This window comes from Nocardiopsis sp. L17-MgMaSL7 (genome assembly GCF_003182025.1).
Classification (GTDB): Bacteria; Actinomycetota; Actinomycetes; order Streptosporangiales; family Streptosporangiaceae; genus Nocardiopsis; species Nocardiopsis prasina.
On sequence record NZ_QGTF01000015.1, the window covers coordinates 53,048 to 72,066 of the forward strand.

Annotated in this window: 14 protein-coding genes; 3 read left to right on the plus strand and 11 right to left on the minus strand. The window is 74.3% G+C overall.

All coding sequences use genetic code 11. From position 1 onward, the window contains the following. Positions 1-51: 51 nt before the first annotated feature. Entirely contained in the window at positions 52-468 is a 417-nt protein-coding gene (locus BDW27_RS22790) for a DUF6069 family protein (RefSeq protein ID WP_110051601.1), read from the minus strand. Positions 469-588: 120 nt separating this feature from the next. Between BDW27_RS22790 and BDW27_RS22795 the strand changes: the two genes are divergently transcribed. Continuing rightward, positions 589-1,677, plus strand: coding sequence for an AraC family transcriptional regulator (locus BDW27_RS22795; protein ID WP_110051602.1), 1,089 nt, complete (start codon positions 589-591; stop codon positions 1,675-1,677). On the opposite strand, the gene BDW27_RS22800 is transcribed toward BDW27_RS22795, so the two are convergent. The 4 genes from BDW27_RS22800 to BDW27_RS22815 all read right to left on the minus strand — a co-directional run bounded on the left by BDW27_RS22800 (position 1,620) and on the right by BDW27_RS22815 (position 7,651). Next, positions 1,620-3,137, minus strand: a complete 1,518-nt coding sequence (locus tag BDW27_RS22800; protein WP_110051604.1) for an alpha/beta hydrolase — start codon at positions 3,135-3,137, stop codon at positions 1,620-1,622. The genes BDW27_RS22795 and BDW27_RS22800 overlap by 58 nt on opposite strands. A gap of 162 nt (positions 3,138-3,299) precedes the next feature. Next, positions 3,300-4,889: an alpha/beta hydrolase gene (locus BDW27_RS22805; RefSeq protein ID WP_370446541.1), complete on the minus strand. Its 1,590-nt coding sequence runs from the start codon at positions 4,887-4,889 to the stop codon at positions 3,300-3,302. A gap of 122 nt (positions 4,890-5,011) precedes the next feature. After that, complete coding sequence (locus BDW27_RS22810; RefSeq protein ID WP_110051607.1) at positions 5,012-7,180, minus strand: CRISPR-associated protein; 2,169 nt, start codon at positions 7,178-7,180, stop codon at positions 5,012-5,014. Between the two features lie 84 nt (positions 7,181-7,264). Beyond that, positions 7,265-7,651, minus strand: a complete 387-nt coding sequence (locus BDW27_RS22815; RefSeq protein ID WP_017545132.1) for a hypothetical protein — start codon at positions 7,649-7,651, stop codon at positions 7,265-7,267. A 361-nt stretch (positions 7,652-8,012) separates the two neighbouring features. Here BDW27_RS22815 and BDW27_RS22820 point away from each other — a divergent pair, with 361 nt between their 5' ends. After that, the gene (locus tag BDW27_RS22820; RefSeq protein ID WP_110051609.1) at positions 8,013-9,290 is read left to right on the plus strand and encodes a hypothetical protein; all 1,278 of its coding nucleotides are present in this window, start codon (positions 8,013-8,015) and stop codon (positions 9,288-9,290) included. 28 nt (positions 9,291-9,318) lie between these two features. Here the strand turns inward: BDW27_RS22820 and BDW27_RS22825 are convergent, their stop codons facing one another. The 6 genes from BDW27_RS22825 to BDW27_RS22850 are packed head-to-tail and all read right to left on the minus strand — an operon-like array spanning position 9,319 to position 18,556. Next, positions 9,319-11,457, minus strand: coding sequence for a TIGR03986 family CRISPR-associated RAMP protein (locus BDW27_RS22825; RefSeq protein WP_110051610.1), 2,139 nt, complete (start codon positions 11,455-11,457; stop codon positions 9,319-9,321). Further along, entirely contained in the window at positions 11,457-12,224 is a 768-nt protein-coding gene (locus tag BDW27_RS22830) for a hypothetical protein (protein ID WP_110051612.1), read from the minus strand. The genes BDW27_RS22825 and BDW27_RS22830 overlap by 1 nt, the downstream gene beginning before the upstream one ends. Beyond that, positions 12,221-14,215: an RAMP superfamily CRISPR-associated protein gene (locus BDW27_RS22835; protein ID WP_110051614.1), complete on the minus strand. Its 1,995-nt coding sequence runs from the start codon at positions 14,213-14,215 to the stop codon at positions 12,221-12,223. The genes BDW27_RS22830 and BDW27_RS22835 overlap by 4 nt, the downstream gene beginning before the upstream one ends. Further along, positions 14,212-15,990: a hypothetical protein gene (locus BDW27_RS22840; protein WP_110051616.1), complete on the minus strand. Its 1,779-nt coding sequence runs from the start codon at positions 15,988-15,990 to the stop codon at positions 14,212-14,214. The genes BDW27_RS22835 and BDW27_RS22840 overlap by 4 nt, the downstream gene beginning before the upstream one ends. Next, positions 15,987-16,730, minus strand: a complete 744-nt coding sequence (locus BDW27_RS22845; protein WP_110051618.1) for a hypothetical protein — start codon at positions 16,728-16,730, stop codon at positions 15,987-15,989. Before BDW27_RS22845 ends, BDW27_RS22840 begins: the two co-directional genes overlap by 4 nt. Then, a complete protein-coding gene (locus BDW27_RS22850) occupies positions 16,727-18,556 on the minus strand; it encodes a hypothetical protein (RefSeq protein WP_110051620.1) in 1,830 nt (609 codons plus the stop codon). The genes BDW27_RS22845 and BDW27_RS22850 overlap by 4 nt, the downstream gene beginning before the upstream one ends. Before the next feature lie 204 nt (positions 18,557-18,760). Between BDW27_RS22850 and BDW27_RS22855 the strand changes: the two genes are divergently transcribed. Next, entirely contained in the window at positions 18,761-18,949 is a 189-nt protein-coding gene (locus BDW27_RS22855; RefSeq protein WP_083927536.1) for a hypothetical protein, read from the plus strand. The last annotated feature ends 70 nt before the right edge of the window (positions 18,950-19,019 follow it).

Sequence of the window (19,019 nt, forward strand, 5' to 3'; positions counted from 1 at the left end):
TTGGCTAGGTGTGGCTAGCCTCATCAGAGTGACCGTGGCGTGTCAGTGGCCTCAGGCGCGGGAAGTGCGCCAGAACACGGGGATGACGGCGGCCACGACCAGGTGCGCCAGTTGCAGGACGACGACCGTCGCGGTCGTGGCGCCCACGGTGAGCGGTGGCAGGAACATGCCCGCGACGATGAGCATCGCAACGACCGTCCACATCAGACGGCCGCGCCGGGCACCCAGGAGGCGCTCGGCCAGAGCGAGCACGCCCCAACCGAGCAGGGCGAACCCGATGGTGAAGACCGTGAAGGCGGGCCATGCGAGGGCCCCGGGCTCCTGTCCCTGGGGCGCGACCACCAGGTCAGCGCCGAACAGGGGCGCCGCGAGGGCGAGGACGGTGTTGAGGACGGTGACCGCGAGCACGGCGGCCAGGCGCGGCTGCCATGTCGGGCGGGTAACGGTTCGGGGCTCGGTGACGCTCATGGCTCATTTCCCTGCTTCGAATGGAGGTTCGTAACGACCATAAGGAGCGTGTTCGAGACTTCCTATGCGTGATCCGCTTGAATTTATGCGCGATCGTCCACGAGTGAGTACGATCGCACTATGGATGTACTGAGCGACGTCATCTCCACGGTGCGCACGGGTCAGCCGCACTCGGCACGGATCGAGTGGCACGCCCCCTACGCGACACGGTTCCCGGAGATCCCCGGAGCCAAGTTTCTGGTGGTGTTGCAGGGCTCCACCTGGCTCCTGACACATGGCGAGCAGCGCCTCCAGCTGGGCCCGGGCGACGTCCTCTTCCTGCCGCGCGGCCGGGAGCACTCGCTGAGCAGCTCCCCTGAGACCGAGGGCGCCGTGGACTGCGCCGGAGCGCTACGCCACCAGAGCGACATCGCCACGGCCGCGGCCGGTGAGGCCGTGCCCACGCTGGTGTGCTCACGGGGGTACGCCCGCCCCAAGGACGTCCCGACCACTTTCGGGGCCACCACGATCGGGGACTCCGGTGACGGCGAGCCCACCTGTGTCACGGTGGGCGGCTCCTACCACGCGAGCGCGTCGAGACCGCATCCCCTGCTCGCTGAGTTGCCCTCCGTGGTGCACCTGCCCGCGAAGGTGGGACGGAGATCGGAGCTCCCGTTGGCGGTGGGGCTCCTCGGTCGGGAACTGGGGACGAACCGTCCTGGTGGGGACACCCTGATCCCGCACCTGTTGGACATGCTGGTCGTGTACATCCTGCGCACCTATCTGGAGGAGATCCGGGAGAGCGGCGACAACCCGGGCTGTGGTTTCGCGGGCGCCCTACGCGACCCCGGGGTGCACGCCGCGGTCCAGGCCGTGCACCGCGACCCCGCGCACCCCTGGAGCGTGGCGGAGCTGGGTGAGCGTGCCGGTCTCTCCCGTGCCGCCTTCTCCCGCCGCTTCACGGCGCTGGTGGGGCAGTCGCCTCTGGCGTACGTGACGTGGTGGCGACTGACCACGGCCGCTCGGCTGCTGCGCGAGGAGGACGCCCCGATCAGCTCGGTGGCGACGCGGGTGGGCTACTCGTCCCAGTTCGCCTTCGCCAACGCCTTCAAGCGCGAGTTCGGCCGATCCCCCGGTCGCTACCGCGAGGCGTCCGCCGAGTCCGACGCGGCTCAGAGTTCTCCGGGGCAGGAGGCGCCGGTCGCGGGGACCACGCCGTCCAGGAGGTAGGCGTCAACCACGCCGTCCACGCAGGCCCGGCCGCCCGCGTAGGCGGTGTGGCCGCCTCCCTCGTAGGTGAGCAGGGTGGCCGTGGCCAGCTGGTCGGCCAGTTCCTCGGACCACGCGTACGGGGTGGCCGGGTCGGCCCGGGTTCCGACGACCAGGAGCGGAGGCGCCATCGGGGCGCTCAGGCCGCCGGGCGCGAGTTCGGTGTCAGGCCAGGAGGCGCAGGGCAGGAAGGACCAGATCCCGTCGCCGCCGAAGAACGGGGACACCCTCGCCGCGCGCTGGGCTCCCTCCTGGTACGCACGGACGTCACCGGGCCGCGCGTGGTCGGCGCACTGCACCGCGGTGAAGGCCGACTCCGTCGCACCCCGGTCGTCCCGCTGACCGGCGACGAAGCTCCCCAGGTAGGCCTGGACGAAGGGGTCCCGGGTGTCGCCCCCGACGATCCGGGCCAGGAGGCGGGCGTCGCTCTCCCACTGCCGCTCGGTGTACAGGGAGTCCCGGAGCAGCGCGAGCATCTCGTGGCGGTCGATCCTGGTGTCCCGCACGACGATCGGATCGGCGTCGATCCCGGCCAGGAGGGCCTCGGCCTCGGCGGGTGCCTCCTCCGCTCCGGTGAACGGGCACTCCGGCGCCTTCTCCAGGCAGTAGGAGACGAAGGCCTCCCAAGCCCTCTGCGCCCCCTGGCTCTGCTCCACGCCGTCCGCGATCAGGCCGCGTTGGTTCTGGAGGGCCCCGTCCAGCACCAGTGCGCGGGTGTTCTCCGCGAACATCTCGGCGTACAGGGCGCCGACGTAGGTTCCGTAGGAGAAGCCCACGTAGGTGAGCCGCTCGTCGCCCAGGGCGTCGCGGACCAGGTCGAGGTCGCGGACCACATTGACGGTGCCCAGGTTGGCGAGGAACTCCGCACCGACCTCGTCCACACAGCTCCACGTGAACCTCCGGGCGGTGCGTTCGAGGTCCCGGAGCTGGTCGAGTCCGACCCTGTCGGGCTCGACGCCCTCGACCTCCTCCAACGGCCGCTCCATGGCGTCCCACTCCGGACAGGTGAACCCGGCGCTCTCCCCCACACCGCGCGGGTCGAAGGAGACGAGGTCGAAGGAGTCACGGATCCTCCTGCTCACGGGGAGGGGTCCGGACTCGAACTGAGCGACGCCCGCGCGGCCGGGGCCGCCGAAGTTGAACACCAGGGAGCCCCGGTGCTGCTCGGCCGGGCCCTGGGCCGGGTGCCGCACCACGGCGGTCTCGATGGTCCGGCCGCCGGGGTCACCGTGGTCGACAGGGACCGTGACGGTGCCGCACTCCAGGCGCGCCCTCCAGTCGGGGTCGCCCTCCGCGGGTTGGACCGCGGCGAGTTCCTCAGGGGAAAGGCAGGGCCGCCAGTCGATGTGCTGACCGTAGAAGGAGCGTGCGTGGTCCTGCTCGTCGAGTGGCGCGAACCCCGCCGTCACGACCAGTGCCAACGCCGCCCCCACGGCCCCCAGAGCCCGCCCGCCAGCGCAACGCACCCGAACACCCGCCCCCGCACAGAGTCGTCCTCCACCGGGATCCATCCTCCGAGCGACCGGGTGCGCGGCCGCGCAGAACATTCCGGAGAGCGGGTAAACAGTCCGTCCCTTCGGGCTTTACCAGGCGGGGCAGGACAGCCCGGACTCCGGGACCGCCCCTTCCAGCAGGTAGGCGTCCACGGCGGCGTCCACGCACTCCATGCCGTAGCCGTAGGCGGTGTGGCCCGCGCCCTCGTAGGTGACCAGGGTGGCGGTGGCCAGCTGGCCGGTCAGCTCCTCGGCCCAGGTGTAGGGGGTGGCCGGGTCCCCGTGCGTGCCGACCACGAGGATCGGCGGGGCGTCGGGGGCGGAGAACCCGGTGGGCGCCTCCTCGGTGTCCACCCAATAGGCGCACGGCAACTGCTCCCACACGAGGTCGGCTCCGAAGTAGGGGGACTCCGCGGCCGCGCGCTGGGCCGCCTCCCTGTAGTCGTCGGCGTCGGTCGGGTCGGCGCGGTCCGCGCAGTTGACGGCGGTCAGGGCGGCCTCGGTGTCCTCGAAGACGCCGGGTTCCTCGGGCTCATCCGACTCCTCGACCTCCTCCTCGTCCTGGGCGAAGGTCTGGTCGTAGAGGCGTTCCAGCTGGGGTCCGGCGCCGTGGATGTCCTGGTCCAGAGCGGCGAGGGTCTGGGCCAGCTCGCGCCAGGCGACCTCGTCGTAGAGCTGGAGGCTCACCATGGTCAGCAGCGTGTCACCGTTCACCGGCCAGCCCTGGACGATGGGCGGATCGGCGTCGAGCCGGTCGAGGAGGTCCCCCATCCGGGCGTCGGCGGTGGCCGCGTCGTCGAACGGGCAACTGGGGGCGTACCCGCACTCCTCCACGAACAGGTCCCATGCGCCCTGGAAGGCCACTGCCTGATCGGCGGCGACCTCCACGTTGGGGCGCTCGGTCTCCACCGCGCCGTCCAGGACCAGCGCGCGGGTGTTCTCCGGGTACGTCTCGGCGTACAGGGCACCGATGTAGGTGCCGTAGGAGAAGCCCGCGTAGGTCAGCCGCTCGTCACCCAGGGCGGCGCGGATCAGGTCGAGGTCGCGGACCACGTTGACGGTCCCCATGTTGGCGAGGAACTCCTCCCCCGCCGTCTCCGCGCACGCCTCGGCGTAGGCGCGGGCGGTGTCCGCCAGGGCGGAGAGTTCCGCGTCGGTGACGTTCTCGGGGTCGGCCACGGCGCGGCGGGCCTCGTCCATCGCGTACCAGTCGCCGCAGGCGAAGCCCTCGCTCTCGCCCACCCCGCGCGGGTCGAAGCCGACCAGGTCGAAGGCATCCTGGATCGGTGCGTCGAAGAGCGGGTGGTCGAGCATGTTCACCCCGGACTCTCCAGGGCCGCCGGGGTTGATCACCAGGGAGCCGATCCGCTCGTCTGCGGGGCCGCTGGCGGGCCGTCGGGCCAGGGCGAGGTCGACGGTGTCCCCGTCGGGGGCGGCGTGGTCGAGCGGCACGGTGAGGGTGCCGCACTCCAGCGTCTCCAGCCACTCCGGGTCGCCGTCCCAGTCCGGTGCGGCCTCCAGTTCCTCCTCACTCAGGCAGGGCGCCCAGTCGATGGTCCTCGGCGCCGACACGGGCGCGGCCTCGGCCTCCCCGTCGTCCTGCGCGGTGCACCCCGCGAGCAGGAGTACGAGCACGCCTCCCAGCGCGCCCGCCCGAACCCGACCACCAGTGATCCCCATGCCCTGTACGTCCCGCCGTCGCCACCCGCACGACCGGTCGGCCGCGACCCCATAGTGGAGCACCGGATGGGACGCCGCGAAACGGGCCCCGGTTCGGGAAGGGGACGTGGATCACCGCGGGGTCAGAGCCTGCTGACGTCCGTGGCCAGTGCCCCGGTCGGGTCCGTCACGCCCGCCGGATCCACTTCGAGGACCAGGGGGCACAGCGGCTCCCCGAACCGGAGTCCCGTGGCGGCGCCGCGTCCCGGGGCGGGCTGGGAGATCCAGTCCACCAGTTCACCGGCGCGGCTCACGTCCCGCCCCGGCCTGGTCAGGGCGACCACGGTGCCCGCCACGTCACAGCGCACGTTCAGGTGCGTGGTCGCCGCGAACACGCTCTGGGCCCAGGACCCCGGGCTCACGTCCCGCAGGGGCCCGTCCGGTGTGCGTCGGCGTTGGCGGGCCGGGGCCGCCAGCCCCACCGCGCGGTCGTCGAAGGTCAGGACCAGCCCGGGCCGTTCCTGCGCGGTGAGGAACCCCTCCGGGTCGGCGAGGGAGACGTCCCACCACACCCCGGTCGATCCCGAGGCGGCCGCGCTGAGCTCGGTCCTGGCGCGTTCCAGCAGTTCCACGTCCACCTGGTCGCGGGCAGCTCCGGTGACCACTTCCCCCAGTGGTGCGCTGAGGGGGGCGTACCCGGACAGCACCAGTGACCAGTCGATCCGGGCCCGGCCCTGGAGTTCGCGGCGGCCGTGCGTCAGGCACACCACGGCACGGTCCCGGGGCAGCTGGTAGGTGGCGCAGGCACCTCCGTGCCGTGCGGCCCTGGCCAGCCCGAGACTCATCGCCTTGGTACCGGTGGTGATGTCGACGACCACGGGTTGCCCGCCCTCGCGTTCGTGTTCGATCCAGCCCTGCACGGCCCGCTGGACCGCCGCGGAGTCGTAGCCGTCCACCGGGTCGGCGGCCAGCCGGACCCGGTCGCGGTAGCCCTCGGCGCGCAGGGTGGCGGCGTCGGCCGGGGGCGCGTCCGGCTGCTCGGCGGCGCGCAGGGCTCCGGCGGCGGCCTCCCGCACCCGGGCCCGCAGGCTCTGCCGGGAGGGCAGGACCAGCGCGCGGGCGGGACGGTGCGCGTGCAGGGCCGCGAGGGCGCCCAGGCGGCTGCCGCCCAGGGGTGTGACCAGGAGCGGACCGTCCCCCGGGCCGGGGTGCAGGGCTGGTGGCGTGGGACCGGGGATCGCACCACCAGCGGGGTCGGGTGTCACCTCGGACCGGGGGATGACGGCGGGGACGGCGGGCCGCGGGGAGTCGGCCAGGCTCGGGAAGAAGGCGTCCCGTGCGGCCGCGAAGGTGGTGACGCGCTCGGTCAGGGCCTCCAGGTTCCACACGTGGACGTGGCGGGCGGTCAGCGCCGGGTTGTACGCGGTGACCTGTTCGCGCAGGTTCTCGACGACGGGGCCGGAGTAGACGAACAGCACGAGGGTGGCCCCGCCGAAGACCCGGCGGGCCTTGGCCACGGTCCAGCCGGCGCGGGCCACCACGTCCTCGGCCCGCGTCTTGGCCTCCACGCACAGCACCCGGTGGCGATGGCGCACCAGGATGTCGAAGTCGGCCACGGACCCGCCCGGGCGGTAGGGGTCGGCGACACGGCGGGAGCCGAGGACCTCGGTGTCGGGCCGCCCGCCCAGCAGGCGGCGCAGGTGGGACAGAACCCGGGCCTCCGCCGCGATCCCGTTGCGTTCGCTCTCGGGCAGGTTCGGATGGGCCCTTGCCAGGGCGGTGTCCCCTCCGCTCAGGAAGCGGCGCACCGGCTCCGGGTCGCGGTCACTCAACCAGTGGGCGCCGTGGACCCCGGCCAGGGTGCGCAGGTCGACCCCCTGGCAGCTCACCGGGTGGTCCGGGCGCGCGGTGTCGGCGGTGCGCAGCAGGTCGCTGTGGGAGTCCAGGTAGAACCGCCAGGCGCGGGCGTGCGACGGCAGCGCCTGCTCGTGGTGCAGCGCGGCGGCCACGCTCATCACCTTGGTTCCGCCGGTGTAGTCGAGGTACCAGGGTTTCCCGCCGAGTGCGCGGCGGACGGTGTCCAGGAGCCCGGTGACGCTGGCGGGGTCGTGCGGGTCGGCGCCCACGCTGAGGACGCGCACGGAGCGCTCCCCCGCGATGCGGCCGACCGCCTCGGCGACGCGGCGCGCCACGGGCAGGGTTCCGTCGCTACAGACCAGGAGCAGTTGGTCGACCGGCAGGGTCAGCGACGTGAGGAGGGCGGGGGTGGGGTTCTGGCCCACGAGAACGACGGCGACTCGGGGTGCGTCCACGCTTTTCCTTTCCGGACGCACCGTTTTCGGACGTCTCCCGACTACAGGAACGGGACCACAGTACTCACCCGTTCCCGAAATGGATCAGGGAAGTGAGTTTCCCACCCGGCACGCGGGGCCGCACTGGTAACCGTGCGCGCGCACCGGAACGGAGGTGAGGACGAAGGAGCGGCATCCGGTGACCACCCCCTTGTCGTCCCGTACGAGGTCGGAGGGGACGAGCAGGTCGTCCCGTTCCGGATGCGCCGAACTCACCACGGAGGAGACGATGAACCAGACCCCCTCGGCGGGCGGCGGCAGGCGTGCCCTGGTGCGTTCCTCCGCCAGCAGCGGCACCCCCTCCACCTCGCTCAGCGGTACCCGTACCGCCTCGACTCTCGCTGGTTCAGTCGATCCGCGCCAGGTGCGGATCACCCGCGCGTGCTCGTCGACGACCGTCACCTCGTGCGGAGTCAGATTGACCACGGACATCCGGCGACCTCCCGTAACACTCGATCCATGTCGGCCGCCCTCCACTCCGGGACGGGCGCGACGCACCCCGATCCGAGGTCCTCAACGCCATCTCTCGGACACCTGCAAGTTCCCTGGCGAATACCTTCACGGCCCTTTCTGGGGCCACTGTTACTCGTGACCGTTTCAGAATGGCCCCCAAGCACTTCCTCCATTCGGATTCCCCGCCGACAATTGACAGCGCGCACCCGGTGGCCATATTTTGTTGTTTGACCTCCCGTTGACGCAGGAGTGTCACCACCAGTCTCACGTCTCGACAGCGCGTTTCCCCGGAAGGGCTGGGGGAGCGTCCCAGCCCCGGCACACCCGGGGAGAAGAGTTCGTGAGCAAGCATCACTGCTCCGCCGTGGAACTGTTCGGTTCGGCCGCCTTCCTGCGCGTGTTCACGCGTGTGTTGGGGTGTGGGCCCTGCTCCTCGGACGGAACAGCGCAGGGCTGCGCCGGTCACTCCGAGCAGTTCTTCGACTACGTCGACCTGTGCTTCGAGCACTGCCCGTGCCCGCGGCACCGGGGAGAGCCGACCAGCGTCATCGCCACACGCATGGCCAGCGTCTCGAACGGCGCGGCGGGTGGCCGCGGCGTCCTTCCGGACGCTGACGCGGTTGGTGCCAAGGCCATGCCCGGGAGCGGGCGCACGGCCGAAGGCGCCTTCGGCGTGCGCGCGGTCGCCTCCGTGGACCGCACCGCCGCCCACCGGCTGCGCGACGCCCTGGACGACGTCCGCCGTGACCGCTCGTACAAGAACCTGCGGCGCGTCTACCCGCAGCCCGCTCCCAACGGCAAGGTCCGCTGCGCCTTCTCCGAGCGCCCCCGGCGCTGGGCCCAGCGCCGCGACGTGGCCCGTGTCGCCACCGACATCGTGGAACAGGAGGCGCTCGCCCTGCTGGTCCTGACGGCCGGTTGGGGCAACCCCGCCGCCGACCTGCCCGAGGACGTCCATCCCGGGGAGTCGGTGTCGTTCACCGAGGACGGCAGCGCGGTCCCCGTCGCCGACCTGCACGGGCGCTCACTCACGGCGGTCAGGGAACCCCCGATGGTCTCCACTGCCACCGGCGACTACCTGCTGCGCAAACTCTCCGAACTGGCCGGAGGGCGCGACGCCGACGCGGGCCGCACCCCGGACCAGCGCCGCCGCCTGCACCTGCGCCGACTGCTGCCGAACCTGACCGGCGAGGACGTGGCCCGGCGGCTGACCGGCGTCCTGGGGCGGATGGCCGTCACCATGCCCGGCCACTTCGAGCTGGTGCAGCGCGCCCGGGGACGTGCCCGCAGCGCCCCCTACACCCCGGTCCCGGACCTGCCGGACGAGGAGGACGCCGACGCCTACGGAGACGGGGACCCGGACCCGTACGGACCCCGGCGCGACGTGCCCCGCCAGGCCGAGCGGGCGTGGCTGGGCTGGCTCGCCCGTGAGCTCGCCGCCGAGGCTCAGGCCCACCGGGCGGCCTTCGACGCCGACCCCCGTGGTTCCCTGGACGCCCTGCTGTGCCGTCTGCTGGAGGAGGGGCCCCGGGTGCCGGTGCCGTGGCGGGGAGCCCAGGACGACCCCGATCGCCGCGCGGACCTGCTGGAAGCCCTGGCGGACGCGGTCGACGACTGACGGCGCGGATGACGGCCCGTCGGCCCGATCAGCCCGCGCCCGCCGCCGCGAAGCGCTCGGTGAGCGGAGGCAGCACCGGATACTCGGCGAACTGGCGCAGGGACATCACCGCCGTCTCCTCCCACGGCAGGCGCCCCCGCCAACGGCTGGCCAGGAGCACGTCCACCACCTGGTCCACCCCGCGCCAGTCGTCGGCGGAGCGGTCGCGCGCGATGGCGGCGGAGAAGGCGTCCAGGAAGTCGCTGACCAGGCCCGGAGTGGCGCGGGTCACCCCGGAGGCCGGGTCCAGGGACAGGTCAGCGGCGCGGGCCCGGCGGTCCACCAGGTGGAGTTCGGGGCGCAGGTGCACGCTGCCCATCCCGAGGGACTTGCCCATGCCGACCTTGTGCGCGTGCTCGGGATCGTGGGGATCGCCGCCCTCCACGGGGTTGTCCAGGAGCAGGGCGCGCAGGAGGGCGCCGAGTTCGGCGTCGGTCAGGTTGGTGAAGGTGACGCGTGAGCGCAGGACGAGGCCGTCGCGCAGGGGCACGATGTCGCGCTGGGTGTCCTCGGGTGGCGGGACGCGGGCGCCCCGGGGCAGCACGGTGATCCCGAGGTCGGCCTGGGCGCGTTCGTCGTAGCGCACAGGTGAGCCCAGCCGGGAGTCGTGCCGGTGCAGGTAGGTCTTGTAGCCGCCCAGGCGGATTCGACCCTCGTGGGACCACGTGACGACGTCGGAGCGCTCCCCCGACACCTCGGAGCCCTGGACCAGGTAGTTGGCGAAGCAGCCGCGCTGCGGGGACAGGAGCCGTACGCGCAGGGCGGCGCCGTCCGGGTAGTCGAAATCGCCGTCCCCGCCCACGGCGTCGCCGAAGGACACCCGGCCCTTGAGCGCGCCGGCCTCCCCCGCGAACACGTCGGTGTCGCCGAACAGCGCGCGGCACACGTCCACGGTGCGGCCGGCCCGCTCCGTGCGGTCGGGGTCGCCGTGCTGCGGGCCGAGCACGTCGGCGGGGACGGCCCGGCGGATCGGATCGTCGTCGCTGACCGCGACCCGGTAGCCGCCGGAGCGGCCGAAGGACACCACCCGGCCCGAGGGGTCGAGGTCGAACCAGACGGGCTCCAGTCCCCGGCGGGGCAGCCCCCCGCCACCGGCTCCGGCCACCGGCGGGCGGGCGGGCCGGTCGTCCCCGGTGCCCAGGGTGTCGGGGAAGGCGGCCCGCTGGTATCCGGTGATCTGCGCCGCCGACTCGAACAGTTCCACCAGCGACTCCGGTACCGGGAGGCGACCGGTGCGCGGGTCCGGGGGCCGGGGGAACAGGTAGGCGTTGCGCCGCTCCTGCGCGGCGCTCCCGGTGAGCACCAGCAGGGCCGGGATCACGCCGCCGGAACCGTCGTGGGCGGCGAGGTAGGAGCGCGCCTCGGGTTCGTCGGGGGCCACGGCCGCGATGCCGCGCCGTCCCCTCAGGTGTACCGCGTACACCCAGCGGTGCTGGAGGTGGCCGTGCTGTTCGTGGACGGTGGGCACGTAGGTGCCGTCCCGGGGCGGGTCCGGGAAGTCGGACACCCCGAAGTCCCAGGTGCGCAGGCTCTTGCGGAGCACGTCGAAGGTCACCTTGAGGGCCCGTCCGGGTTCGGGTTCCAGGATGGTGGCGGGGACCTCCACGGCGTACCAGCCCCCGTCCCCGGAGTCGCGGTAGAGGAAGCCCTGTCGGGTGCGGTGGCCCGCGCGGCGTCTGCGGTAGTGGTCGTGTCGCCTGGCCATGACCCGTCGGGCGCGGGCCGAGGGGGAACCGTCGGCGGCCCCGGCGTCCACGCGCACGGGTGCGCGGAAGAACAGCATGGGCGTGTTGACCGGGCCGCTCTCACCGCTGGTGAGCATGCGCAGCGTGTTGCGGACCAGGCCGCGCAGGGTGGAGCCCGGGACCAGTGGGAGGGAGCGGTCACCGTGCGGGAGTCGGGCGGAGGAGCGCGTGCGGCCCCGTCCCGGTGTCTGGCCGACGAACGTGGGGGTGAGCGTGGTGAGGGCGAGGTCGATCCAGCCCGAGTGGGTGCCCTCCACGGTGCGGTCGTGCGAGCGGAGCAGGGACGCGGTGTCGTGGTCGGGGTGCAGGGCGGTGGCGGGGACGGGAGCCTCGGCCAACCGGACCAGGCCGTAGGGGGCCGTGGCGCGGTGCGGATCCGACATCAGAGCGCCCCGTCCCGGTCGCGGCCCCGGGGTTCGACCAAGGCCCCGGTGCCGACCTCGAACTCGGGTCCGGTCGGCTTGCGTCCGGACGCAAGCCCGGTCAGCCGGTGGAAGGCCACGCCCACGGCGCCGGTCACGGGGTCGGCGGCCCAGTACTCCCGCACCGTCAGCCAGGTCCCGGTGCTCTCCAGCGCGCCCCGCCCCGGCTCCGGCAGGGGGCGCACCCGGCCGGAGAAGTCGGTCCAGGCCACCGGGAGCACCGCCTCGGAGCCGGAGGGCTCCCGAGTGACGGAGAAGGCGACCGGCCCCTTCAGGGTGCGGCTGGCTTGGGGTCCGCTCCATCCCTGGAGCAGGAGGGAGCGGTCGCGGGGGCGCATCCAGTCCGGCGGGCGGCCGGGGGCGTCGGTGCTGATCCAGCCCGCCTCCGTGCCCTCGCCCAGACGAATCTGCGCGTGCGGGCCGAACACGAGCACCTCCAGGATGCGCCACCGGTCGGTGTCGGGGTCCACCGGCGCCGCCGACAGGTGTCCGGTCGGCGGTTCGTCCGACCTCCGCCACCGCGCGTGGGGGCACGAACCGGTGATTCGCCCGTCGCCGAGTTCGGCCAACAGCCACTGGGGGCCTCCGGGCGGGCCCGCCGCGTCGAGGGCGCGGCAGCGCCGTCCCCTGACGAAGACGTCGTCGAGGACCTCGTCGATGGTCCGCTCGGAGAGCCGCCGCACGTCGACGCCGACCGGGTCGGGGGGTTCGTGGGGATGCGGGTTCATGGGAGGTCCCCCTCGTCAGTCTGCCCGGGTTCCGGGGCCGGGGTGATCTGTCGGTGCAGTTCGGGAAGCCACTCGCGGGCGGTGGCGGCGTCCGGGCCGTCCGGCTCCGTGAGGGCGCGGAGCAGGTCGACCTCGCGGGGCGCGGACCCGTCCCCCTCGTGGCTGGTCAGGACGGCCCGGGTGGCCAGCAGTCGACCGCTGCCGGTGCCCGCCCCGGCCCCGAGGGTGTCCAGGGGGACCGTGGCCAGTTCGCGTACGACCAACGCGAGCAGCCCCCGCACGGCGTCGTCGGGCTCGGAGACGTCGAGGACGACCGTGGCCGAACCGCCGCAGTGGAGTTCGGTGGTGAACAGGTGACCGTCCACCTCGTCGCCGAACAGGGCGTCGACGGTCAGACGCGTGGTGGTCACCGGGGCGCCGCCGGTCAGGGTCGGGGTGGCGCGCAGGCGGACCCGGGAGGCGGCGGACCGGGCGTCGGGCCACCGGCCGGTGTCGTCGCCCCACCAGTGGCCGTGCCACTCCCGCCAGCGGGTCCCCTCCCCCGCCAGGTGTTCGGCCGCGTCCCGGACGAGGCGTCGACCGATCCGCTTGAACAGGGCGAACAGGGCGGTGTCACCGAGGACCGGGCGCAGCTCCACCTCGCCGTCCGCGGATCCGATGCCCGCGGGGCTTCTCCGGTGGGCGCGGTCGGCCGTGCCCGATCGGTCGTCCACCGGGGCGTCGCCGATCAGCAGGGTGGCGGGGCGCGGTTCCCGCTTCGAGGACGCGGGGTCCGAGTCCGTGCGCTCGGCCACGTGCAGCTCCATGCGCAGCTCGGCCCGGCGCCGCCGGTCCACGACCCCGGCCCCGTCTGACGGAAGCGCGAGGGTCGCGGCACCGCCGTGTTCTTCGAGGACGGAGCGCATGACCTCGACCAGGTCCGTCCCGGTGCGGGTCGCGGAGGGGTGCCGTTCGGCGCCTGGGGCCACGGCGGTCCACTCGTCGGCGCGGGGCGGGCCGACCCAAGCGGGAGTTGTGGGCGCGGCGGCCTTAGCGGGCACGGCGGGCTCAGGGGGCGCGGCGACCTTGGCGGGCGCGACGGGCTTGGCGGGTGCCGCGACATCAGCGGGCGCGACGGGCTCAGGGGGCGCGGCGACCTTGGCGGGCGCGACGGGCTCAGGGGGCGCGGCGACCTCGGCGGGCGCCGCGACATCCGCGGGCGCGGCGACCTCGGCGGGCTCAGCCGACTCCGCGCAGGATGGACCCGCGGGTCCGGTCTCGGCGGCGGACAGGGCCTGTTCGGCCTCCCGCCAGCGGGTCGGCCAGTCACGCGCGTGGTAGGCGAACCATCCCTCCTCGTCGGTGAGGTCGTGCCGGCGGGCGGACCAGCGGGTGGCCCGGACCGCTCCGTGGCCACGGCCCGTACGCCCGCCGATCCGGATGCCCGGCCCCTCGTCCGCCAGCCCACGGGCGGCCAGGGCCACCAGGGCGAGCAGGCGGGCCTCCTCGACGGGGTCAGCGGCCCTCAACCTCAGGTGCGCGGTGAACACGGTGCCCGCGGGCAGCACCTCCCACTGCCACATGCGGCCGGGGCGCACGCTGCCGGTGGCGGGATCCACGCGGGTCCCCACCCGGACCGGTACCGCTCCCCTCCCGGGGAGTACAGCGTGCGCGTCGTCCAGGTCCAGGGCGCTGGAGCGCGCCCCCGCCCCCGGTGTGTCCGCCGACCCCAACAGCGCTGCGGCGCTCTCCGGGTCCGCGGTGCGGGCGAGGAGTTCGTGGCGGAGCAGCCCGGCGAGGGTGGTGGCCCGCAGCCGGGGCGCCCCACCGAGCGGGTCCCGGTCCAGGCGCAGGTCCACGTCGCTCTCCGCGACGTGCCTGGGGGTGGCCCGGGCCGCCCCCACGTGAGCGTCGGTGAGAAGGCGGAGTCGGACCGCGAACTCCCAGACCAGACCGGTGGGGCCGGGCCCGTGCGGGTCGGCGTCGTCGTCGGACGCGGAATCGGCGGTCAAGTCTGGTCCTGTTCGGCGCGCAGTGTGCGGGCCGCCTCGGCCAACCAGGACGAGACCAGCAGGAGGGACAACCGTGCCGAAGCGCGGAGCTCCCAGTGTTCGGCTCGGGCGGAGAGCCCGCTCGCGCGGTTGCTGGGCGGCAGCCCGTCCGGGGCGGTCAGGTCCACGGCCGCCAGGGCCCGGGCGTAGGCGGGGTCGTGGGCGAACCGGGGCCGGTTCTCCTGCCACCAGACGGCGGGCCCGGCGGAGAGCCCGCTCAACCACGCGTGGACGGTGAGCGGGCGGCCCTGCCCCGGACGGACCAGCCGGGCGCGTCGCAGGGCGCGCACGGCCCTCTCCCGCAGCACCTTGTGGACCGGATCGCCCTCCTGGTCCGGCCCGTCGAGCGTGTGGCCGAGCGCGTCCAGGGCCGCGTCGGGGGTGTCGTGGGGGTGGGTGACCACCTCGCGGAGCCTCCCGAGCAGGCTGGGGGTGAGCGGGGCGAGCCTGCCCGTCGAGGCGAGGCCGCGCGCGTGGTCGCGAACGGAGGGCGCGGCCGCGTTCCACAGGAGTTCGTCGTAGAGGGTGTCCAGCTCCGCGTCCCGTCCGGGGTCGAGCGGTGTGGGGTCGGGCAGGACCCGGCCGTCGGACAGGGTCACGGTGCCCGCCGCGCGGGCGGGGAGCGGGGCGGACGGCGGCACCAGCGGGACGGGGACGCGCGGTGGCGGGTCGACCAGGACGAACTGGCCGTGGCCGTCCACAAGGCGTTCGCCCAGGGGGTGGGCCTCCAGGTCGCGGACGTGGGCGGTCGTGATCCCCCCTCCGAGGCACAGCCGCACCACCGACCCCGGGGCCGCGGCCCACCGCTGGGCCATCGGTCCCCGGTAGGCACGGTGGTAGGCACCGACCAGGACGGGTTCGACGTGCGCCGCGACCACTGAGAACGGTGTGTTCGGCAGGCGCCGGGCGAGGAGTTCGCGTACCGCCGGGACCAGGGCGTGCGGGCGGTCCTGCCCCTGTTCGCCCGTCAGGAGCGCCGGGGAGAGCAGGACCAGGTCCATCTCCTGGCCCGCGCGTCGGGACCGGTCCGGGCCCGGCCGCTCCACCCGGTCCGGGGACAGCAGACGGTCCGGGCGCACCGGTTCCACCGTGACCCCGCCGTGGGCGCGGGTGCCACCGGAGCCGAGAGTGAGCGTGCCCTCGGCGTCGGAGAGGACCTCGACGATCCGTTCCGCGAGCCCGCGCAGGAAGGCGTGGTCGGGGCCGCGCAGTTGCCAGCGGGCCTCGAAGACCTGGCCCGGGTCCATGCTGGTGGTGAAGAAGGGGGCACCCCGACCCAGGTAGCGCTCGGAGGTGGTGCGCACCGCGGCGCGCAGGGAACGGTCGGGGGTGAGCGGGTCCCGCACGGCGCGGTGAGGCGTCCCGGGCCGATCGACCCCCTCGGCGAACAGGTCCACGAGCGTGTCGCCGTCCTTGCCCGGTGAGTACAGGTACGCGGGCGGCGGATGGGCGACCACGGGGACGCCGGGGCGCGCGTGCTGCTCCAACCGGGGATGGGCGGCGGCGAAGCGGACCCGGTCACCGCGCGCGACCCAGGCGTGCAGTTCGTCCCGCAGGCCCGCGCGCTGGAGGACGGCGGCGAGCATGCCGCGCTGGGCTCGGCCGCTGACGGTGGTCTCCGTGTCGACGTGCAGGGGGTCGAAGGCGGTGCGCACGGCGAGGGAGTCGGTGAGCACGTACCGCAGTGGCAGGTAGGCGCTGACGGGCTCGGAGGGCGGGCTCGGCGCGGGGTTCATGTCCGGGTGTCCTCCTGCCCGGGCGCGGAGGGCCCCGGTTCCCGCCCGTTGGTCGTCGCGCGTTCCGGGGGTTCCTGGTGGGGGCGTCGTCCGGGTGGCCGCGCCAGGGCCAGTGTGGTGGCCCGGGGGTCGGGGTCGTCGGGGAGGGCCAGGTACACGTCCACCCGTCCCCGACCACGGGTGGAGCGCAGGCCGATCTGGTCCGTGGCCAGGCAGGCGCGGGCCAGGCAGCGCCAGTCCACAGCCCTTGGGGGAACCGACCAGGTCAACGGCGCGATGAGCACCAGACCGGGCAGGAGCGCCCGGTGGGTGCGCAGACGTCCGGGTTCGGGTGCGCCGTCGGGGCCGATCTCCACTCCCGACTCCAGTGTGGTGTGCGCGTCGGTGACCGCGCGGCGCAGCGTGGCGCGCGCGGGTTCGCCCCGGCCCGCGAGGGCGTGGGCGACGGCGGCGCGCACCGTGTCCGCGGGGCGGGCGTGCCCCACCCTCAGCGCGCGGTCGGCGTCGTGCGAGCGCTCCCGGCCGAACACCCACCGCACCGCCTCGGCCAGGTCCGGTGCGACCGTCGCCGCGCCGACCGCCGCCGCGCGCAACCGGGCGGCGAGCCGGTGCCGGGGCAGGTGGGGCAGCCCGTGCGCGTCGGTGACCACATCGGTGTCGGCGCCGGTGCCGTCCGCGCTGGCGCCCACGAACAGCGCCGGGGAGGCCAGGCGCACCACGATTCGGTCGGGCTCGCTCATCGGACTCCGCCCTCCGCCAGTCCGGGATCCAGGTACAGGTCACGCACGTCGACCGCGTCCAACAGTTCCCCGTGGGTCCATCGCTCGGGCAGGGTCACCGGGTGCCCGGTCGCGCGGGCACGGCGGTCCAGTTCGGGTCCGGGGTCGGCTCCGGACTCCAGCAGGGGGACCAGCGCCGAGACGAGCCACCCCCGGTGGCGGGCGTCCCCGTCCGAGAACAGGCCGCCGTCCGCGGACAGGTAGCGGTCCAGGAACCGGGTGAAGTTCGTACCGGTCATCGGCAGCGCCGTGCGCGGGGGCACGGCCGTTCGAGCGGACTCCATGCGGCTCAGGACACGGTCGACCCCGTCGAATCGGGTGGTCCAGGCCACGGCGTGCTCCTCTGCGGCGGTGGGGTCGGTGGCCACAGCCGAGCGCCGCCGTGCCTTGGCCAGTCCGCACATGGCCTCGCAGAGGTCGTAGCCGAGCGCGAGCGGGGCGCCCACCGGCTGCACCGCGATCCCCGCCCCCACCGTGGGCACGCGGGTGACGTGCGCACGGGCGTCGGCAGGGGTCACGGTACGGCCCGGGAGGCGGACCCGGGTCAGCGCACGGTGCAGGGCCACCCTGGGGTCGGCGGGGTCGCTGATCCGCGCCGGGTCGGCGTCCAGCCACTCCAGGGCGAACCGCACCAGGCTCAGCGCCAGCCGGGCGTCGCAGAGCACCGTGAGGTCGTCCCCGGCGACCACGATCGGCCGCAGCGGCAGCCGGATCGGGCCGGGCGGTTCGTGGTCCAGGGTGAGTTCCCCGCCCGCGCCGGCGGCCGGAACGAAGGGGGGCCGCCCCGGTTCGGTTCGGACCCGGGCGGCCACCGCGTGCACCAGGGCGCGGGCCAGCCCCTCGGTGAGCCCGGCGATGTGGGTGGACAGCTCCCGTTGGGCCAGCGCCCCGGAACCGGGCACACCGGGGGCCCCGGCCCGCTCGCGGTACTCCCCGAGCAGCTCCCCCAGACCGTTGACGTCGACGTGCACCACCGCGACCCTGCTCACGTCCCCGTGGTCGCGACCGAGCCGGTCCACCTCCATGGGCAGGGCCAGGCCCGCCTCCGGGCCCGAGAGCCAGGAGTCGCTGTGGGCGCGGTGCCAGCGCCGGCCGATCCCCCGTGCCCGGGCGACGTCGGCCGCCACCCGTTCGTGCACGCGTCGACCAGTCCCGGTGGGGTCCTCCAGGGGCCTGCTCCCGTCCACGGACTCGGCCGGGGCCCCGCTGACCGAGCACACGGCCGTGATCCCGTATCCCGGAGCGGGGGTGTGCAGCGCGGACATGTGGCGACGGGCACGGCGCAGCCGGACGGGCAGCTCGGCCAACGCCGCGTCCAGACCAGGCGCGACCGGTTCTCCGGGAACGGGGACGGCCCCGGGCCCGTAGGGGACGAACGCGACCACCGGTGTCAGTCCCCCGGCCCGGTCCCGCAGCCTGCGCGTGTACCGCCCGGTGAACAGCCGGGCCGCCGCGAGGTCGGCCAGGACCAGGGTCAGGGCTCCGCCCGCGTCCCGCAGGACGAGGCAGTCCTCGGGGACGAGGTCGGCCACCCCGTGGACGGGGTCGGAGGTGTCGGTGAGTTCGGCGACCAGTGCCGCGCGACCCACAGCGTCCAGGATCCGTCTGCCGCTGTAGACGAAGGCCTGGATTCCACGCAGGTCGACGCCGACCAGCACCCCGGTGGCCGGGGTGCGCGGGTCGTGACTGGGCGGGTGGGGCTCGGTCGGTCGGTGCTCGGAGGCCTGGGTCACCGCGACGGACTCCTCGTGGCCGGGGGACGGCGGGAACGGCGCGACGCGCCGCACGGGAACGGGTGTCCTTCAGACATCTCTCGGACGGTGACGCCGTCATCACCACCGATACCAGGAGCCGCCACCCCGCGTCACCCCCTTGGCCCCATCCGGTCACTCCTTCCCCCGCACGCACCCCGTGCCCGGAGGGCCCCGCGCCCTGTCCGAGAGAGCACAGTGCATGGACCGTCCCCCGCCCGACAGCAGAAAGGCCCTTCCATGGCGACGCCCAGCAGACACGACAGGCTCTCCCGATCCGAACGCGACCGCCCCTCAGGAGGCAAGCGGACCGGCCCCGCGCTGACCCCGGAGGACCTCGTGCCGCACCTGCTCGGGCTGGCCCGGACACTGCGGGAGGGCGACGGGCGAACCCCACCGGAGCCGATACCCCACCAACGGACGGCCTGACGCCCCGACCCGGGTGACCATCCGGGTCAGGGCGCGGGCGGGGACGAGAAGGGGCTCCCACCCCGTCCAC